The 19019-nt window shown below is 75.8% G+C and carries 16 protein-coding genes; 8 read left to right on the plus strand and 8 right to left on the minus strand.

Going from position 1 to position 19019, the window contains the following annotated elements:
* The first annotated feature begins 1148 nt into the window (after positions 1-1148).
* A complete protein-coding gene (locus ACFY61_RS29725) occupies positions 1149-1718 on the plus strand; it encodes an adenylosuccinate lyase (RefSeq protein ID WP_389477044.1) in 570 nt (189 codons plus the stop codon).
* Here the strand turns inward: ACFY61_RS29725 and ACFY61_RS29730 are convergent.
* The gene (locus ACFY61_RS29730) at positions 1690-2250 is read right to left on the minus strand and encodes a GNAT family N-acetyltransferase (protein ID WP_389477046.1); all 561 of its coding nucleotides are present in this window, start codon (positions 2248-2250) and stop codon (positions 1690-1692) included. The genes ACFY61_RS29725 and ACFY61_RS29730 overlap by 29 nt on opposite strands.
* 18 nt (positions 2251-2268) lie before the next feature.
* Between ACFY61_RS29730 and ACFY61_RS29735 the strand changes: the two genes are divergently transcribed.
* On the plus strand, positions 2269-3027 hold the full coding sequence (locus tag ACFY61_RS29735; RefSeq protein WP_389477048.1) for a hypothetical protein: 759 nt from the start codon (positions 2269-2271) through the stop codon (positions 3025-3027).
* Positions 3028-3039: 12 nt separating this feature from the next.
* Here the strand turns inward: ACFY61_RS29735 and ACFY61_RS29740 are convergent, their stop codons facing one another.
* The 4 genes from ACFY61_RS29740 to ACFY61_RS29755 form a co-directional block, all read right to left on the minus strand.
* Complete coding sequence (locus ACFY61_RS29740; RefSeq protein ID WP_389477050.1) at positions 3040-5034, minus strand: prolyl oligopeptidase family serine peptidase; 1995 nt, start codon at positions 5032-5034, stop codon at positions 3040-3042.
* On the minus strand, positions 5034-6383 hold the full coding sequence (locus tag ACFY61_RS29745) for a M20/M25/M40 family metallo-hydrolase (RefSeq protein ID WP_389477051.1): 1350 nt from the start codon (positions 6381-6383) through the stop codon (positions 5034-5036). The genes ACFY61_RS29740 and ACFY61_RS29745 overlap by 1 nt, the downstream gene beginning before the upstream one ends.
* The gene (locus ACFY61_RS29750; RefSeq protein WP_389477053.1) at positions 6376-7209 is read right to left on the minus strand and encodes a M55 family metallopeptidase; all 834 of its coding nucleotides are present in this window, start codon (positions 7207-7209) and stop codon (positions 6376-6378) included. Before ACFY61_RS29750 ends, ACFY61_RS29745 begins: the two co-directional genes overlap by 8 nt.
* A gap of 164 nt (positions 7210-7373) precedes the next feature.
* Positions 7374-7817, minus strand: a complete 444-nt coding sequence (locus ACFY61_RS29755) for an SRPBCC family protein (protein ID WP_389477055.1) — start codon at positions 7815-7817, stop codon at positions 7374-7376.
* A 191-nt stretch (positions 7818-8008) separates the two neighbouring features.
* Here ACFY61_RS29755 and ACFY61_RS29760 point away from each other — a divergent pair, with 191 nt between their 5' ends.
* From ACFY61_RS29760 to ACFY61_RS29770, 3 genes are all read left to right on the plus strand, one after another.
* The gene (locus ACFY61_RS29760; RefSeq protein WP_389477057.1) at positions 8009-9040 is read left to right on the plus strand and encodes an Rv2578c family radical SAM protein; all 1032 of its coding nucleotides are present in this window, start codon (positions 8009-8011) and stop codon (positions 9038-9040) included.
* A gap of 235 nt (positions 9041-9275) precedes the next feature.
* The gene (locus tag ACFY61_RS29765) at positions 9276-10847 is read left to right on the plus strand and encodes an alpha/beta hydrolase (RefSeq protein WP_389477059.1); all 1572 of its coding nucleotides are present in this window, start codon (positions 9276-9278) and stop codon (positions 10845-10847) included.
* Between the two features lie 183 nt (positions 10848-11030).
* A complete protein-coding gene (locus tag ACFY61_RS29770; protein ID WP_389477061.1) occupies positions 11031-13007 on the plus strand; it encodes a DUF5107 domain-containing protein in 1977 nt (658 codons plus the stop codon).
* Between the two features lie 67 nt (positions 13008-13074).
* Here ACFY61_RS29770 and ACFY61_RS29775 read toward each other — a convergent pair whose 3' ends face one another.
* Positions 13075-13899, minus strand: a complete 825-nt coding sequence (locus tag ACFY61_RS29775) for a methyltransferase domain-containing protein (RefSeq protein WP_389477063.1) — start codon at positions 13897-13899, stop codon at positions 13075-13077.
* Between the two features lie 197 nt (positions 13900-14096).
* On the opposite strand from ACFY61_RS29775, the gene ACFY61_RS29780 reads away from it, so the two are divergent.
* The 3 genes from ACFY61_RS29780 to ACFY61_RS29790 all read left to right on the plus strand — a co-directional run bounded on the left by ACFY61_RS29780 (position 14097) and on the right by ACFY61_RS29790 (position 17214).
* A complete protein-coding gene (locus tag ACFY61_RS29780; protein ID WP_389477065.1) occupies positions 14097-14732 on the plus strand; it encodes a TIGR03086 family metal-binding protein in 636 nt (211 codons plus the stop codon).
* A 117-nt stretch (positions 14733-14849) separates the two neighbouring features.
* Positions 14850-16067 (plus strand): aminotransferase class I/II-fold pyridoxal phosphate-dependent enzyme, encoded by a 1218-nt coding sequence (locus tag ACFY61_RS29785; protein ID WP_389477222.1) that lies wholly within the window; start codon positions 14850-14852, stop codon positions 16065-16067.
* Between the two features lie 34 nt (positions 16068-16101).
* Entirely contained in the window at positions 16102-17214 is a 1113-nt protein-coding gene (locus ACFY61_RS29790; RefSeq protein WP_389477067.1) for an MBL fold metallo-hydrolase, read from the plus strand.
* Between the two features lie 337 nt (positions 17215-17551).
* On the opposite strand, the gene ACFY61_RS29795 is transcribed toward ACFY61_RS29790, so the two are convergent.
* Entirely contained in the window at positions 17552-18151 is a 600-nt protein-coding gene (locus tag ACFY61_RS29795; RefSeq protein ID WP_389477224.1) for a DedA family protein, read from the minus strand.
* Positions 18151-18927 carry an MBL fold metallo-hydrolase gene (locus tag ACFY61_RS29800; protein WP_389477069.1) on the minus strand — a complete coding sequence of 259 codons (777 nt, stop codon included), beginning with the start codon at positions 18925-18927 and terminating at the stop codon, positions 18151-18153. Before ACFY61_RS29800 ends, ACFY61_RS29795 begins: the two co-directional genes overlap by 1 nt.
* Positions 18928-19019 lie beyond the last annotated feature (92 nt).

The following is a 19019-nucleotide window of genomic DNA, read 5'->3' on the forward strand; positions in this document are numbered from 1 at the left end:
TCGCTGCGCGATGGCCTTCGGCCACCCTTGACCCCGCCGCCCGCCCCGGAAAAACGACAGACGAACGGACAACCCAAAACAAGGGCAAGGGGTGCACCTGTCCTGCGGCCCTTCCCGGCTGCCCGGCGGAGCCGGGGGCGGCGGCCCAACCCGCCCTCCGGGCGGAAAGCTCAGCCTTCACCCACCCGGAAGGTGCCAGAGACGGGCCTGCCGGGAGGGCACCCCGGATCGCTACGCGCTTCGGCCGTCTCAGTGTCCCCGTCTGGTCGCTGGCTGGACAAAAGCCGCCCCAGGGCGGAGGGTCATCGGCTGTATTGGCGGCCTCCGGAGCCGCGTGGGGCCGGTTACGGCGGTATGGGGTCGTTAGTGAGCGCCAGACGGTCCTGGAATGACGCAAGGGGAATGAGCGAGCCCAAAAGGCCCGCAATATGTCTCATTTGAGGGGCTTTGCCGCCCCTCCCGTCGCCCCGAGGGGTGCCTGACTGCAATCCACGACGCGCCAGACGGTCTTTCCTTGCGGACATCGGCCCCAGACGGCCTTTCGGCCGCCGGGGCGGCCGGAGCGCGTAGCGATCGATGGCGGTCTATGTCCGGCCACCGACCACACGGGGACACTTTGCCGAGTGGAGCGCGTAGCGGTGTGGGGTGCCCTGGGGCGGCCCGTCTGATGCACCTTCCGGGTGGGTGAAGGTGGGGCTTCCGCCCGGAGGGCGGAATCGGCCGCCGCCCCCGGCCCGGCCGGGCAGCCGGGAAGAGCCGCATCCCTGGGCACACCCCTTGCCCTTGTTTTGGGTTGTCCGTTCGTCTGTCGTTTTTCCGGGGACGGCCGCCCTGTCAAGGGTGGCCGAAGGCCATCGCGAAGCGACGCGACGAAGGAGCGCCCTTGACAGGGCGGACGGCCCCGGAAGGACGATGGGACGGACGGGCAACCACCCCGACGCAACCAACGCCCCCGGTCCGGTGGGTCCGGTCGCCCCCACCCCCGTCGGCGTCCCACGCCACCGGTCCAGTGGGCCCACCCGCCCCACCCCCGCCCCGGATCCGCGCCCCGCCCGAGCCGGCCCACCCCCACCCCCACCCCCGCCCCCCACCGCAGCACCCTCCCCAAGTGGCCCCCCTCCCATAGGCCGAAGGCCTATCGTGGGCGTGTGACTGTGCTGGAGCGGCTGCGCGGTGAGGCGGGGGCGGCTGAGGCGTACCCGCGGTTGCTCGGGGCCGGGGTCGACGAGTTGGCCGGGGCGCTGACCGAGCCCGGGCAGCCGCTGTGGGCGCGTGAGCTCGCCGCGTACCGGCTCGGGCTCGCGCGGGACCCGCGCGCGTTCGAGCCGCTGGTGCTGCTGCTCAACCACCGGGACCCGCCGCGCTGCGCCGCCGCCGCCGAAGCCCTCCTGGCGCTGGGGGATCCGCGCACCGCGCGGGCTGCCGCGGCGCTGGCCACCAATCCGCTGCGGACCGCCTACGCGCTGGAGCCGGTCCGGCTGCTGACCGCGCTCCGCGCCCCGGAGTCGGCGCCCGCCCTGATCGCCACGCTGGGCCGGCTGCTGTCCCCCCACGACCCGTACTGGAGGGTCGCGGTCGCCTGCGTCGAAGGGCTCGGCGTCCTCGCCGACCCGCGGGCGCGGGACGTGCTCACCCGGGCCCAGGCCCACCCCCGCTTGGCCGTGGCGGCAACGGGGGCGCTCCGCGCCCTCAGCGGGGCAGGCGCATCTCCTGGGTGATCGCCCAGCGTTCGTGGTCGCGCCACGCGCCGTCGACGTACAGGAAGTCGGGCGACAGGCCCTCCAGGCGGAAGCCGTGTCGGCGCACCAGCGCCATCGAGGCGGTGTTGCCGGGCTGGACGTTCGCCTCCAGGCGGTGGAGGCCGAGCGCGCCGAAGGCGTGGCCGACCACCAGGTCGAGGGCCTCGCCGAGCAGGCCGCGGCCGGCCGCGTGCGCGAACGCGCCGTAGCCGAGGGCGCCGCACCGGAACGCGCCGTGCACGATGTTGTTGATGTTGACGAAGCCGGCGATCCGTCCGTGGGCGGCGAGTTCGCACACCAGGAACCCGGCCCGGCCCTCCTCCTCGATCAGCCGTCGCGCGTACGGCTCGTACTCCTCGACGGTCTCGGGCGGGAACAGCCACGGGCGGTGGAGTTCCCGGCTCTCGCGTACCCGGGCGGTGAACTCGGGGCCGTCCGCGTGACGGAAGGGGCGCAGGGCCACCCGGCCCCCGGCGACGGTGTACGCGGTGGGTGAGGCGGAAAACGGCATCGAGCCAGGCTAGCGGCTGTGCGACGATCCGGTGTGATCTTCGACGACTACTCCCTCAGTGGCCTGGCGGCGCGCAACAACGCCGCCTGGTGCCACGCCGTCTGCGCCGCGCACGACCTGCCGGGGCGCATGGACGACCGCCTGTGGGCTTCCGGTGTGCGCACCCCGACGCTGTATCCGGACGCCGTCACCCTCGACCCCCGGACCACGGCGGAGGAGGTGCTGCACGCCGTCGACACGCGGAGCCCCGGAGGCGCGGTGAAGGACAGCTTCGCGACCCTGGACCTGGCCGGGGCCGGGTTCGAGGTGCTGTTCGAGGCGCGGTGGATCCACCGCACCGCGCTTCCGGAAGACGGCCGGCGGCCCGCCTCCGGCCTCCGGTGGCGGGTGGTCCGGACCGCCGGGGAGCTGGCCGACTGGGAGGAGGCCTGGTCCGACGGCGAGTCGGCCGGGTTGTTCCGCCCGTCCCTGCTGCGCGAGGACGTCGTCTTCCTCGCCGGCACGGACGGGGGCCGGATCGTGGCCGGAGCGGTCGCGAACCGTTCCGGAGACGCCGTGGGCCTGTCCAACGTGTTCGCCCGTGAGGACGAGTACCTCGACGGCGCCTGGGCCGGGAGCACCGCCCAGGTCGCCCGTCTCTGGCCGGACCTGCCGATCGTCGGGTACGAGGCCGGGGACGACCTCGACGCGGCCGTCCGGAACGGCTTCAGCCCTGTAGGTCCTCTCCGGGTGTGGCTCCACGCCGGTGGCGTCGGGGGTGAGGACGGGCCGGTGTGAGGACGGGCCGGCTCAGGGGCTTGGCTTCGCGGGTGGGGGGATCAGGGGGAGGTGCGGGACGTCGGTGCGGTCGAGGCCGAAGACCTGGACGTAGAGGGAGAGTTCCGCTTCCAGGGCGCGGACCATCGTGTCCGCCCGGCGGAACCCGTGGCCCTCGCCCTCGAAGGCGAGGTACGCGTGGGGCACGGGGCGGCCGCGGAGCGCCGTGAGCAGGCGTTCGGCCTGGGCCGGCGGGCACACCACGTCCGCCAGCCCCTGGAGCAGCAGGAACGGGGCGGTGATGCGGTCGGCCCGGGCGACCGGTGAGCGTTCGCGGCAGCGGACCGCGAGGGTCTCCGCCGGGCCTGCCAGGCCCTCGATGTAGCGGGACTCCAGGTCGTGGGTCTCGGCGGCGAAGCCGCGGAGTTCCAGCACGGGGTAGATGATGGTGCCGCAGGCGTAGAGGTCGGTCGAGGCCAGGGAGGCGGCGGCCGTCCAGCCGCCGGCGCTGCCGCCGCGGATCGCGAGCCGTTCCGGGTCGGCGGTGCCCTCGGCGGCCAGGGCGCGGGCCACCGCCGCGCAGTCCTCGACGTCGACCACGCCCCACTGCTCGCGCAGCCGTTCCCGGTAGGCGCGGCCGTAGCCGGTGGAGCCGCCGTAGTTGACCTCGACCACGCCGATGCCGCGCGAGGTGAAGTAGGCGATGTGCAGGTCGAGCACGGGCGGCACGTGGTCGGTGGGTCCCCCGTGCGCCCACACGACGTACGGGGGGAGTTCGTCGGCGGGGGCGCTGCGGGCCGGGTGGTGCGGCGGGTAGACGTGGGCGTGGATCTCCCGGTCGTCGGGGCCGAGGAAGGTGCGGCTCTGCGGTTCGGGGTAGTAGGCCGGGTCGACGGGGTGCCGGGAGGCCGCGCCGACGACCCGGGTGCGGCCGGTGGCCGTGTCCAGCTCGACCACCTCGTAGCCGCTGCGGGGGCTGGCGGCGACCCCGTACACGCGGGAGCCGTGTACGGCGAGCGTCGGCTGCCAGGCCGTCCAGGGGCCGGCGGCGTCGACGAGGTCGCCGGTCCCGGGGTCGAGTGTCCCCAGCACCGAGGAGCCCAGGCCGTGCAGCACGGCCACGGGGCCGGCCGGCAGGGGTGCCAGCCAGGTCAGGCCGGTCTTCCACAGCGGTCCGCCGAACTCCTCCTCGCGGGGGCAGAGGTTGGTGGCGGCGCCGGTGGCCGGGTCCACCAGGTACGGGTTCCACCAGCCGCTGCGGTCGCTGACCGCCAGGAGGGTCCCGTCGGCGGCCCATTCGGTCTGGGCGACGGCTTCGCCGGGGCCGCCGAGGACGGTGCGCACCGCGGTGAGCGTCCCGTCTTCGGTGACGTCGGCGAGTTTCAGTTCGGTGCCGTCCCACGGCATCCGCGGGTGGTCCCAGACCAGCCAGGCGGCTCGCCGGCCGTCCGGGGAGAGCCGGGGTCCGGTGGTGAACCGGTGCCGGTCGTCGGTGAGTTCGCGGACGCGGTCGCGGTCCCCGGCGGCGGAGCCGTCCAGTGGTACGGCGGCCAGCACCCTGCGGACGTCGGTGGGCGCGGGGCCGGTGAACTCCTCCAGTACGCACCACACCTCGTCGCCGCGGAGCACCGGATCGGCCCACCGCAGGCCGCCGCCCACCCCGGACAGGGGGGTGAGGGGCACGGGCGCGGCGCCGGCCGCGTCCGGCCGGTAGGCGTACATCCGCTGGTCGGTGTGGTGGACGAACACCACGAGCGGGCCGCCGTCGCGCAGGGCGCCGGTCCAGGGCCGGCCGCCGTACTCGACGACCCGGCTGCGGACGTTCCACGGCGCGGGCAGGACCGACCGCTCGGGGCCGCCGGCGGGCCGGCGCACCAGGGTGCGGCGGCCGCCCTCGGCGGGGCGGGGTTCGGTCCACCACACCTCGTCGCCGACCGTGCCGAGGTACTCGGGGCGGCCGTCGACGGCGGCGGCGAGGGCCGCGTCGATGGGGGAGGGCCAGCTGCCGTAGGGCCCGGCCGGCAGCATCACAGGGCCCGCAGGGCGCGGTCGAGGACGCGGACCCCGAAGTGGAGGGCGTCGACCGGGACCCGCTCGTCGACGCCGTGGAAGAGGGCCCAGTAGTCGAAGCCGGGGGGCAGCTTGAGCGGGGAGTAGCCGTAGCCGGTGATGCCGAGCCGGGAGAACTGTTTGGCGTCGGTGCCGCCGGCCATGCAGAACGGGACCACGTGTCCGTCGGGGTCGAAGTGCTCCACGGCTTCCCGCAGGACGGCGTAGGTGTGGCCGTCGACGGGTGCTTCGAGCGCCACTTCGCGGTGGTGGAACTCCCAGTGCACGTCGGGGCCGGTGAGTTCGTCCAGGGTGTCGGTGAACTCGCGTTCCCCGCCGGGCAGGATCCGGCCGTCCACGTAGGCGGTGGCGTGGCCGGGGACGACGTTCAGTTTGTATCCGGCGCTGAGCATGGTCGGGTTGGTGCTGTTGCGCACGGTGGCTTCGACGAGGGCGGCGGCCGGGCCGAGCTTGGGCAGCAGTCCGTCGAGGTCGAAGCCGGGGGAGCGGGGTTCCACGGACAGGCCTTCGCGGGCGGCGAGTTCGCGGACGCAGGCGGCGACGGTGGCGGTGAGCCGGACCGGCCACTCGTGTTCGCCGATCCGGGCGACGGCGGCGGCCAGCCGGCTCACCGCGTTGGCCGGGTTGGGCTTGGAGCCGTGGCCGGTGGTGCCGTGCGCGGTGAGCTTGAGCCAGGCGGTGCCGCGTTCGCCGGCGGCGATGGGGTAGAGGGCCCGGCCGGGCCCGGTGTGCAGGGTGAAGGCGCCGGATTCGCTGATGCCCTCGGTGCAGCCCTCGAACAGGTGGGGGTGCTGGTCGGCGAGGAAGCCGGAGCCGTCGACGGCGCTGTCCTCCTCGTCGGCGGTGAAGGCGAGGACGATGTCGCGGCGGGGGCGGACTCCGTGGCGGGCCCAGGCCCGGACGAGGGCCAGCACCATCGCGTCCGTGTTCTTCATGTCGACGGCGCCGCGGCCCCACACCACCCCGTCGCGGACCTCGCCGGAGAAGGGGTCCACGGTCCAGTCGGCGGCCTCGGCCGGGACGACGTCCAGGTGGCCGTGGACGAGCAGGGCGTCGGCGCCGGGGTCGGTGCCCTCGACGCGGGCGACCACGTTGGTGCGGCCGGGGGTGCGTTCCAGCAGGACGGGTTCCAGTCCGGCGGCGGCCAGGCGTTCGGCCACGTACTCGGCGGCGGGCCGTTCGCGGCAGTCGCCGCCGCCCCGGTTGGTGGTGTCGATGCGGATGAGGCCGGAGGTGAACTCGACGGCCTCGTCCAGTGCCGCCGCGTCGACGGCCTCCCCGGCCGTGCCGGGTCCCATGTCAGCCATACTGCTCCTCCACGGCCGCGGAGACGATCGTCGTGACCGCCTTGAAGGTCCGGATGCCCTCGTACATGGTGTCGCTGCGGTAGGAGATCCGGCGTTCGCCGCTCCGGTCGACCCCGGGGACGACGGTCGCCGCCATCGACAGGTGTTCGGCGTCGAACTCGACCTCGACGGTGAACGGGCCGCCGGTCACGGGGTCGTGGCGGACGGCGAGGGCGGTGGCTTCCTTGGCGGCCGCCCGGATGTCGGCGGAGGTGCGTTCCGGGGTGCGGCAGACGGCCGCGTAGCGGGAGACGTGGTCCTTGACGGCCACGGTACGGGCGCGCGGCGCGTATCCGGCGGCGTCGGCGCAGGTCAGGTCGTCTCCGGTGACCAGGATGACGGGCACGCCGTACTCGGCGACCGCGTGCGCGTTGAGCAGGCCCTCGCTGGCGCGGGTCCCGTCGACCCAGACGCCGGTGATGGAGTTGGCGAGGTAGGTGTGGGCGAGGACGCCCTCGGCGCCGGCGCCGGTGTGGTAGCCGACGAAGGCGATGCCGTCGACGTCCCCGTGCTGTACGCCCTCGACCATGGAGAGGGACTTGTGCCGGCCGGTGAGCATCTCGACCCGCGGGTCGAGCCGTTCCAGCAGCAGGTTGCGCATGGTCCAGTGGGCCTCGTTGATCAGGACCCGGTCGGCGCCGCCGTCGAAGAACCCCCGGGCGGCGGCGTCGACGTCGGAGGTGAACATGGACCGGCAGCGCTCCCACTGGGGCGTTCCGGGGAGGACGTCGGCGGGCCAGGTGACCCCGGTGGCGCCTTCCATGTCTGCGGAGATGAGGATCTTCATCGGCCCCCCGGCGGGTTCGGTGCGGTACGGAGCTGACGTCCCACACTAGCCAGGGGGCCGGGCGCGGCCCAGGGTGCGGCTCGCGCGGACCGCGGCCCGGGCGGGGCGGGCCGCGAAATCCACTCGAACCGGTGAGTCCCGGCCGGACCCCGGGGAGGGCCGGCTCAGGCCTCGGTCTCGCGGGCGAGGTTGGCGAGGACGGTGTCGTAGATGCGGCCGAGGCCCTTGGGGGCGAAGGTGCGCTCGAAGAAGCCGCCGATGCCGCCTGCGCCGTTCCAGACGGTGGTGACGACGGCCTTGGACTTGCCCTCGCCGGCCGGGGTGACCGTCCAGGTGGTGACCATGGAGGAGTTGCGGTCCTTCTCGACGAGGCGGCCGTCGGACGGCTCGGTGACCTCCAGCATGCAGTCGCGGACGCGCTTGCTGGTGGCCTGCAGCTTCCAGTGCACCAGGGTGCCCTCGCCGTCGCCGCCCTCCAGCACCTCGTACTCGCTGAAGTGCTCCGGGAGGAGCTTGCGGCGGGCGCCGGCGTAGTCCGCCAGCGTGTCGAAAACGGTCTCCGCGTCGGCCGCGATGATCCGCTCCGTGGTGGCTTCGACCTGCGCCATACCTGTTCCTCCAGCAGTAGTGAACGTTGTGCGGCGGCAAGCCAACCACTTCCGGGGCGGCGGCCCAAATCCGGCCCGGGGCCGGGGTTCTGGCGCCCGGGCGGCGGCGGCCCGGCGGGGTGGGGGCGCGGCCCCGCACGATCATGGGAACGTTTGTTCTATTCTCGGGTCGGAGCCATCGAGGAGGAGCCATGCGCTGGGACGATCTCACCGCGACCGGAGGCGGACCCGCCGCCCTGTTCGGCGCCGACGCCGTGGTCACCCGGACCTTCGATACCCCCGAGTTCCGCGGGATCACCTTCCACGAGGTGCGGGCCAGGTCGATCGTCAACCGGGTGCCCGGAGCCTCACGGATGCCGTTCGAATGGACGGTCAACCCCTACCGGGGCTGTTCGCACGCCTGCGTCTACTGCTTCGCCCGCAACACCCACAGCTACCTCGACCTCGACACCGGTCTCGGCTTCGACTCCCAGATCGTCGTCAAGACCAACGCCCCCGAACTGCTGCGCCGTGAGCTCGGCTCCCGCCGCTGGACCGGCGCCCACATCGCCATGGGCACCAACGTCGACTGCTACCAGCGCGCCGAAGGCCGCTACCGGCTCATGCCCGGGATCATCGAGGCGCTCCGCGACCACGCCAACCCCTTCTCCATCCTCACCAAGGGCACGCTGATCCTCCGCGACCTGGAACTGCTCCGGCAGGCCGCCGAGGTCACCGAGGTCGGCGTCTCCGTCTCCGTCGGCTTCACCGACACCGCCCTGTGGCGGACCGTGGAGCCCGGCACCCCCTCGCCCGCCCGCCGGCTGGACGCCGTACGGACGCTCGCCGAGCACGGCATCGGCTGCGGCGTGCTGATGGCCCCGGTCATCCCCTTCCTCGGGGACTCGCCGGAGCAGCTGCGCGCGACCGTCCGGGCGATCGCCGAGGCCGGCGCCACCTCCGTGACACCCCTGGTACTCCATCTGCGGCCGGGCGCCCGCGAGTGGTTCACGGCCTGGCTCGCCGCACACCACCCCCGGCTCGTCGAGCGGTACGAACGCATGTACGCGGGCGGGGCGTACGCGCCGACCTGGTACCAGCGCCGGATCACCCGCCAAGTCCACGGCTTCGCCGACGAATTCGGGATCGGACCGAGCAGCCCCGGAACCCACCGCCGACCCGTGCTCCCCGAACGCCCGGACGGACCGCGGCCCGCCGGACCCGTCCAGCTCAGCCTGCTCTGACCCGCCCGGCCCGCCTCGGCATCATCAGATCGGGCCAACGCGCGGCCCAATGCGCCCCTCCCGCGCACGGTTCCGGGACGATTCCGCCCAGAACCCTCTGCCGGGAGGCCCCATGACCCCGTCCCCGTCGTCCCCCTCGCCCGCGTCGTCGGCGCAGCCCGCGCCGTGCGCGCCGTCCGGGCCCGCGCCTTCCGCGTCGCCCCGTCCGGGCGCGCCGGCCCGGACCGCACCGCCCGTGCGGTTCCGCAGGCGCGCCGCCGTCCTGCTCGCCACCGCCACCGCGGCCACCGCCCTGTCCGGACCCGCCGCCACCAGCACCGCCGCCGCGCCGGCGCCCGCGCCGCGCGCCGCCGCCGACACGCTGCACTGGACCGGCTGCGCCACCACCCGCTTCCCCACCCTCCAGTGCGCCACCCTCGACGTCCCCCTCGACCACGAGGCGCCCACCGGCCGGAAGATCAGACTCGCGCTCACCCGGGTCCCGCACACCGCCGCCCGCTCCATGGGCCCGCTGCTGGTCAACCCCGGCGGTCCCGGCGGCAGCGGACGCAACCTCGCCGGGTTCATCGCCTCCGCGCTGCCCAAGGACGTCGCCGCCCAGTACGACGTCATCGGATTCGACCCGCGCGGCGTCGGCAAGAGCGAACCCGCGCTGGACTGCGGCCCCGGCCACTTCGCGCCCGTACGCCCCGACTCCGTCCCCTACCGCGCCGCCGACGAGCTCGCCAACCTCCAGCGGGTCCGCGCCTTCGCCGAGTCCTGCGCGGACCGGCACGCCGACGTCCTCCCGCACATCGGCACCGTCGCCGCCGCCCGCGACATCGAACTCCTCCGCGCCGCCCTCGGCGCCCCGAAGATCAGCTACTACGGCTACTCCTACGGCACCTACCTCGGCGCCGTGTACGCCAAGCTCCACCCCGGCCGCGTCCACCGGCTGGTCCTCGACTCCGTCGTCGACCCCTCCGGCGTCTGGTACCAGGACAACATCGCCCAGGACCTCGCCTTCGACGCCCGCCACAAGGCCTTCCTCGCCTGGGTGGCCAAGTACGACGACAAGTACGGACTCGGCAAGGACCCGGCCGCCGTCGAAGAGCGCTGGTACGCCATGCGGGACGCGCTGCGCGGCACCCCGGCCGGCGGCAAGGTCGGCCCGTCCGAACTGGAGGACACCTACCTCCCCGGCGGCTACTTCAACGGCTACTGGCCCCACCTCGCCGAAGCCTTCGCCGCGTACGTCCTCCGGCACGACACCGCACCGCTGGTCGCCGCCTACGAGCGGTTCGGCGCCGTCGACCCGGCCGCGGGCAACAGCTACAGCGTCTACAGCGCCGTGCAGTGCCGGGACTCCGCCTGGCCCCGCGACTGGGCGGTGTGGCGTCGCGACATGTGGGCCACCCACGCCAAGGCCCCCTTCATGACCTGGAACAACGCCTGGTACAACGCCCCGTGCGCGTTCTGGCCCACCCAGCCGCTGACCGCGCCCGACGTCACCAACAGCGCCCTGCCCCCCGCCCTCCTGGTGCAGGCCACCGAGGACGCCGCGACCCCCTACTCGGGAGCGGTCAGCATGCGCCGGAAGCTGGCCGGCTCCGCCCTGCTGGTCGAGGAGGGCGGCGGCAACCACGGGGTGTCGCTGGCCGGCAACAAGTGCCTCGACGAGAAGGTGGCGGCCTACCTCCGGACCGGCCGCGCGACCGACGCCGCCTGCCCGGCCGCCGCCGAGCCGACCCCCGTCCCGGCCACCCGGGCCGTACCCGCCAACGCCGGCGGGGCCGCCCTGCACGGACTGCTCGGTTTCCGGGGCTGACCGCCCCCGGGCCCCCGGCGCGCCCGGCCGGACTCACCGCCCGGCTGCCCCGGGCCGCCCGGCTGCCCCGGTCCGCCCTGCCACGGCCGGGTCGTCCCCCCGTACCGCCCCCGCATCCCCCCGCGGGTGGGACGATCCGGCAAAACCCTGTCACCGGGCCCCCGCGGCGTGTTCCATTCCCCCATGGCCACTACCGTCCGGCGCGCCGTCGTCACCCTGCCCGCCGCCCCGCTGGGGCCCGAGAACCCCCTGCCACCGCTCAGCCCCCTCGACGAGCCGCACGTCCTCGACGAACGGTCCCGCGAGGCCCTGCCCCGCCGGATGGCCCGCCAGATCGGCTATCAGCCGCTGCGCTCGCTGCTGCCCGTACGCCTCCGCGACGGATACGGCCGCGACCGGTCCGAGACCGCCCTCGACGCGGTGGTCCTGGAGAACGAACACCTGCGGGCCACCGTGCTGCCCGGCCTGGGCGGGCGGGTGCAGTCGCTGCTGCACCTGCCCACCGGCCGTGAACTCCTCTACCGCAACCCGGTGTTCCAGCCCGCCGCCTTCGCCCTCAACGGGGCCTGGTTCTCCGGCGGCATCGAATGGAACATCGGCGCCACCGGGCACACCACCCTGTCCTGCGCCCCGCTGCACGCCGCCCTGGTGCCCGCGCCCGACGGCGGGACCATGGTCCGGCTGTGGGAGTGGGAGCGGCTGCGGGACCTGCCGTTCCAGGTCGACCTCTGGCTGCCCGCCGACTCCCCGTACCTGTACGTGGGGGTCCGCGTGCGCAACCCGCACGAACGGCCCGCGCCCGTCTACTGGTGGTCGAACACCGCCGTCCCCGAGGACCCCGGCACCCGCGTCCTCGCCCCCGCCGACGAGGCCTGGCACTTCGGCTACGAGCGATCCCTGCGCAAGGTGCCGGTACCCCGCTGGGAGGGCGCCGACCGCACCTACCCGCTGGGCAGCGAGTACCCGGCGGACTGGTTCTACGAGCCGGCGGAGGACGGCGGCCGGCCCTGGATCGCCGCCCTCGACCACTCCGGCCACGGCCTCGTGCAGACCTCCACCGACCGGCTGGGCGGCCGCAAGCTCTTCGTCTGGGGATCGGGCCCCGGCGGGCGGCGCTGGCAGGAATGGCTGACCGAACCGGGCACCCCCGGCTACGCCGAGATCCAGGCCGGGCTGGCCCGCACCCAGCTGGAACACGTGCGGCTCGACCCCGGCGCCGAGATCAGCTGGCTGGAGGCGTACGGGCCGCTGGCGGCGGACCCCGCGGCCGTGCACGGCACCGACTGGGCCGCCGCCCGGGCCGAGGCCGCCCGGGCCCTGGACGCGGCGCTGCCCCGCGGCGCGGTGGACGCGGCGTACGCAGCCTGGCGTGAACACGCCGACACCGAGCCGGGAGAGCGGCTGGCCTCCGGCTCCGGCTGGGGCGCGCTGGAGGTGCTGTGCGGCGGCCACAAGCTGCCGGGCACCCCGTTCGCCGAGCCGGACATCGGCGAACAGGAGCGGCCCTGGCTGGAGTTGTGGCGCACCGGCGCCCTGCCGGGCGGCCCGGACCCCGCCGCGCCGCCCGGACCGGGCCCGGTCGCCCCGCACTGGCGGGACATGCTGGAGACGGCCCCCGCCGATCCGCTGACCGAGTACCACCTCGGGGTGGCCCAGTGGCACGCCGGGGACCGCGCCCAGGCCGTACGCAGCTGGGAGCGCGGCCTGACCCCGGCCCCGTCCCGCTGGCCCCTGCTGCGCTGCCTGGCGGCGGCCGACGCGGTGGCCGGCGAGACCGGCCGGGCCGCCGAGCGCTACGCGGAGGCGTTCCGGGCCCTGGCCGAAGCGCGCGACGGCCGCGGGGGCGCGGCCTGGGACGCCGCCGAATCGGCCCTCGGGCGGGAGGCGCTCGCCGCCCAGCTGGACGCCGGCCGGGTCCGCGAGGCCCGGGCCGTGTGGGACCGGGTCCGCCCCGGGCTGCGGGAGCGCGGCCGGTTCCGCCTGCTGGCGGCGAGGCTGCTGGTGGCGGAGGGACACGTGGTCGCGGCACGGCGGCTCTTCGAGGACGGGATAACGGTCCCGGACCTGCGCGAGGGCGACGAGTCCCTGGCCGAACTCTGGTCCGCCCTCTCGCCCCAGCCCCTCCCCGCCCACTACGACTTCCGCATGCGCCCGGCCTGACCCCCGGCGCGAAGCCCCGGAGGCGGGATGGGCGGGATGGCGGGACGGGCGGGTTCCGGGGCGCGGTTCAGGCGCGGCAGAGGATCTCGCCGTGGGGTACGGAGAACCACGCCTCGCCCGCCGCCGCGGCCCACTCGCGCCACGCGGCCGCCGCCTCCGCCAGCGTCGCCGGCGTCGCCAGGCCGCCGGCCGTGGCGAGGCCGGCGTACGCCGAGGCCGTCGTACGGTCCGCCCACAGCTCCGACCACCACGCCACCTCCTCCGCGGAGGCGAAGCACCACACCGACGCCGAGGCCCGGACCTCTCCGAAGCCCGCCGCCCTCGCCCAGGACAGCAGCCGCCGTCCCGCGTCCGGCTCCCCGCCGTTGGCGCGGGCCACCCGCCGGTACAGGGAAAGCCAGGCGTCCAGGCCGGGCGTCTGCGGGTACCAGGCCATCGCCTGGTAGTCGGCGTCCCGGGCCGCCACCACCCCGCCCGGCCGGCAGACCCGCCGCATCTCGCGCAGCGCAAGCACCGGGTCGCCGACGTGCTGGAGCACCTGGTGGGCGTGGACCACGTCGAAGGTGTCGTCGGGGAAGTCCAGCGCGTGCACGTCGGCCGTGCCGAACTCGATCCGTCCGTCCAGGCCGCGGCCCTCCGCGTACGCCCGCGCCTGCGCGACGACGTCTGCGGCGGCGTCCACCGCCACCACCCGCCCGTCCGGGCCGACCAGCTCGGCCAGGTCGGCCGTGATGGTCCCCGGCCCGCAGCCCACGTCCAGTACGGACAGGCCCGGGCGCAGCTCGCCGATCAGGTAGGCGGCGGAGTTCTCCGCGGTGCGCCACCGGTGCGAGCGCAGCACCGACTCGTGGTGGCCATGGGTGTAGACGGCGGTGTCCCGGGCGCGGCTCATCGTGTCACTCCTCGTCGTCCAGCGGTTCGAAGCGTTGCCGCAACCGTAGAGGATCATGTCGGGATATGAGATAGGCGTTTTGAAATGTGGACGTCACCCGTGCGGGTAAAGGGGATTGAGGCCCTGGCTGGCAGGGCAGTCCCGCTGCGAGGACAGTGGGCATCGGGGTCGCGGGGGCCGAGAGGACGGTGAGCTCCATGGGAACCGGAACCAGCGAAACCGGCACGGCGGGCGGGTCCGCCGGCCCGGACCGGCCCGGACAGGGGGACACCCTGCTCGCCGCGCACGCCGACGCGCTCCGCCTCTTCGGCGACCGCGTCCGCTCCGTGCGCGAGGACCAGTGGACCGGCTCCACCCCCTGCACCGAGTGGACCGTCCGGGACCTGGTCAACCACGTCACCGGAGAGCAGCTGTGGGTCCCGCCGCTGGTCACCGACGGCCGTACGGTCGCCGACGTCGGCGACGAACTCTCCGGCGACCTGCTCGGCGACGACCCGGTCGCCGCCTGGGACCGCGCGGCGGAGGCCGCGCGCGGCGCGTTCACCGCCCCCGGCGCGCTGGAGCGCACCGTCAAGCTCTCCTACGGCGACACCCGCGCGTCCGCGTACTGCTCCGAACTGACCGCGGACTGCGTGGTGCACGCCTGGGACCTGTCCCGCGCCATAGGCGCGGAGGACCGCCTGCCGGACGGGCTCGTCGAGTTCTCCCTCAAGGAGGTCATGCCCTATGCGGACGGCCTCGCCGCCAGCGGGATGTACGCCCCGCCCCTGGAGGCACCGGCCGGCGCCGACGCCCAGACCCGGCTGCTCGCGCTGCTCGGCCGGGCTGCCTGAAGGGGCGCACGGGAGCAATCCACCTTATAAAGGGCAGGGGTCGGGTAGAGGGAACGGGGCAAGCGGCAACGGGACGGTCGGACGGGACCCGCAGAGGAGACAGAGGCGGTGGAGGGGATGCAGCGCACGGTGCCGGAGGGCCGGGGCCCGGTGCGCTACGGCCCGCCCCCGCCCGAGCCGGGCTTCCCCGTACTGCCCGAACTCGCCGCCGCCCTCGCCGCGGAAGCCGGCCACGCCGCCCCCGAACCCGCCGGCGGCGGGCCCGCCGTACGCGCCGCCGCCTGCCGGTACTGGGGCCGGCGCGGACTGGCCACCGCCCCCGACGACGTGGCCGCCGGCCCCGGCGGGCCAGGGCTCCTGCTGGCCCTGCTCGGCGCGTACGGCGGCGACGTGATGCTGCCCCGGCCCTGCCCGGCCTGGTGGACCCCGCAGATCCGGCTCCTCGGCCGGCGCGCCTTCCACGTGCCCACCCCCGCCGAATGCGGCGGCGTGCCCGACCCCTGGGCGCTGATGGAGACCGTACGCCGGGTCCGGGCCGAGGGCGGCGACCCCCGCGTCCTGCTGCTCTGCCCGGCCGACGACCCCACCGGCACGGTCGCGCCGCCCGAGCTGATCCGCGAGGCCTGCGAGGCCGCCGAGACCGAGGGGCTGTTCGTCGTCAGCGACGAGACCTGGCGGGACACCCTGCACCACCCGCACGACACCCTCTTCGTCAGCCCCGCCGAGATGCTGCCCGAGCGCGCCGCCGTCCTGCTGGACCTGGCCGGATCCCTGCTGCCCGCGGGCCTGCCCGCCGCAGCCCTCCGCTTCCCCGACACCCCGCAGGGCACCTGGCTGCGCGCCCGCACCCTGGACGTGCTCACCGCCACCGGCGCGGTGGTGGCCGGACCGGTCGCCGCGGCCGCCGCGCACGCGCTGGCCGAACCGGGGGCCGTGGCCGCGCGGGCCCGGGCCGCGGCCGCCCTCCACGGGACCGTCGCGGCCGCCGCGCACCGCCGGCTGCTCGACGCCGGGGCGCTGAGCCGGCCCCCGGAAGCCGGCCGGCACCTGTACGCCGACCTCACCCCCCTGCGCGGCGGGCTGGCCCGGCGCGGGGTCGGCGACGCCATGGAACTGGAGGACTGGCTCGGCGCCCGCCTCGGCACCCCCACCCCCGGCGGACAGCGCTTCGCGGACGACCTCGGCGCGCCCCGGGTCCGGCTCTCCACCGCACCGCTGCTGGGCTCCGAGCCGGAGGAACGCGGAGCCGCGCTGACCGCACCCGACCCGCTCGCGCTGCCGCGGGTCCGGGAGGCGCTGGACACGCTCGCGGCGGTCCTGGCCGAACTGACGTGACCCGACCGACCGTCCGCAGAACGGAGCCATGCTGATGAGGGACCAGACCGACCGGCTCGAACCGGCCCCGCGCACGGCGCCGCGCGCCGCGCCCGCCGCGCCGCCGCCCGCCGGGGCGGGCCGCCGGCCTCCGGTCCTCGGCGGCACGCCGGCCCCGGCCGCGCCCCCCGTTGCCGGGCAGCCGCCCGGCGCGCTCCGGCCGCTGGGCGAGGTCCGCAGGTGGCCCAGGTCGTTCGCGGACCGGCTGACCACGCCCCTGCCCGGCCTGCGGGCCTTCGCCCGGCTGGCCCGCGAAGGCGCCTTCCGGCCCCGCCCCGAAGCCCTGAGCGGCATCCCCGACCTGCCGTACGAGCCGGGCCCGCTGCCCGAGGCCCGCCCCGGCACCCTGGCCGCCACCTGGGCCGGCCACGCCAGCTGGGTGCTGCGCGTCGGCGGGCTGACCGTGCTCACCGACCCCGTCTGGTCGCGGCGGATCCTCGGCACCCCGGCGCGGATGACGCCGGTCGGGGTGCGCTGGGAGGACCTGCCGCCGGTCGACGCGGTCGTCATCAGCCACAACCACTACGACCACCTCGACGCCCCCACCCTGCGGCTGCTGCCCCGCACCACCCCGCTGTTCGTCCCGGCCGGCCTGGGCCACTGGTGCCGGCGCCGCGGCTTCACCCGCGTCACCGAGCTCGACTGGTGGGAGGCGGCCGAACTGGACGGCGTCCGCTTCGACTTCGTCCCCGCGCACCACTGGTCCAAGCGGACCCTGCTGGACACGTGCCGGTCGCTGTGGGGCGGCTGGGTCCTGACGGACGGGGCCGCGGACCGCAGGGTGTACTTCGCCGGCGACACCGGCTACGGGCACTGGTTCGCCGAGATCGGGCGGCGGTACCCGGGCATCGACCTGGCCCTGCTGCCGGTCGGCGCGTACGCGCCGCGGTGGTGGCTGCGGGACGTCCACACCGACCCGGAGGAGGCGGTCCAGGCCTGCCTGGACGTCGGCGCGCGGCGGATGGCGCCGATGCACTGGGGGACGTTCGCGCTGTCGGCCGAGCCGGTACTGGAGCCGCTGCTCCGCGTCCGCGACGCGTGGACCCGCGCGGGCCTGCCCCGCGACCACCTCTGGGACCTCCCGATCGGCGCCTCCGCCACGCTCTAGCGCGGGCGAGGCCGCACATGCCGCCCCGGCGCTCGCTGCCCCGGCGGGGGCGCCGCCCGCGTACCGGCGGGGGTGGGCCATGCAGCCCGAGCGGCGTTTGAGCGGGCCCGGCCGGAGGCGCGGGTTGCGTGGCGGAGCGGGGGTGTGCTGGGGCACGTGGGGCTTCGCCCCACCCGCCGCGCCTCAATCGCCGGCGGGGCTGGAGTGGCGTGCCGGCGGCCGGCGGCCGGCCGGGGTGCCGCCCGCGTACCGGCGGAGCCGGACCGTCCGGCCAGGGCGGGGTTCGAGCGGGCCCGGGCGGAGGCGTGCTGCGCGGGGCCGGCAAGGGCGGGCGGGGTCAGGTGGGGCGGAGGTGGCGCCAGGCCGCGGGGGCGGCGCTCACCAGGAGCGCCAGGGCCACCGCGACCACCACGCCCTCCCACGGTTCGGAGAACAGCGAACCCCCCAGGATCCCGATCACCCCGTACGCCGCCGCCCACGCCACGCACGCCGCCGCATCCCCCCGCGCGAACCTCCGCAGCGGCATCTCCGCCATCAGGCACGCCACCATCACCGGGATCCGCCCCGCCGGCACCAGCCGGGACAGCACCAGCACCAGCATCCCGTGCCGGTGCAGCCGGCCCTGCGCCTGGGCCAGCCGTTCCGGGTCGGCCCGTTCCCGCAGCCGCGCCAGCCGGCGCGAGCCGCCGGGGGAGCGGACCCCGCGCAGGCCCAGCCAGTACAGGGCGAGGTCACCGGTGAACGCCGCCACCGCGCCCACCACGAACACCAGCAGCACCCCGAACGGCAGCGACTCCCGCTGGTGCACGGCCACCACCGCCGCCGAACTCACCAGCGCCCCGGTCGGGATGACCGGCACCAGCGCCCCCAGCGCGACCAGCAGGAACAGCGCGGGGTAGCCGACCGCCTGCTGCGTGGACTCCGCCTGCACCAGCATCACGGCAGCCGCACCCGTTCGCCGTGGTCCGGCACCCGTACCGCCACCTTCGGCGCCGCGCGGCCCGCCAGCCGCTCGAACTCGACGCCCGGCGCGTGGAACTCGTGCGGCCGCACCGCGTCCATGCCCACCGGCCAGTACGTGCCGTAGTGCACCGGAACCGCCGCCGCCGGCGCCAACGCGGCCACCACGGCGGCCGCCCGCGCCGCGTCCAGGTGCCCCGGCCCCAGGTACGGGCCCCAGCCGCCCACCGGCAGCAGCGCCACGTCCACCGGCCCGACCTCGTCGGCCATCGCGTCGAACGGCCCGGTGTCCCCGGCGAAGTACGTCAGGGCCGAGCCCTCGACGACGTACCCGAGCGCCGGCGACGACCGCGGGCCGAACGGCAGCCGGCGGCCGTCGTGCCGCGCGCTGACCGCCCGGACCCGGACCCCGTCCGACACCCGCACCACCTCGCCCGGTACCACCTCCGTGACCCGCAGCCCCCGCACCACGGCGACCCGGGCCAGCGCGGGCAGCGCCCGGCACGTGCCGCGCGGCACCACCAGGCGGGTGCCGGGCGCCAGCCGGGCCAGCGACGGCAGGTGCAGGTGGTCGGCGTGCAGGTGCGAGACCAGCACCACGTCGGCAACGGCCGCCTCGGGCGGCGGCAACGCGCCGCGCCTGCGCCGCAGGTGCGCGAGCCGCCGGGCGAACAGGGGATCGGTCAGCAGCCGGACCCCCGAGTCCTCGACCGTACAGGTGGCGTGCCCCCACCAGGTGACCTCCACCGGCACGGCGCCCCCCTCCCTTCGCTTCGTCCACCACGAGCGTAGGGCCTGCCCGGCCGGTTCGCCCGTACGAGCAGGCCGACGACCCCCTCCTCCCC

The organism is Streptomyces sp. NPDC012888, assembly GCF_042900645.1.
Lineage (GTDB): Bacteria > Actinomycetota > Actinomycetes > Streptomycetales > Streptomycetaceae > Streptomyces.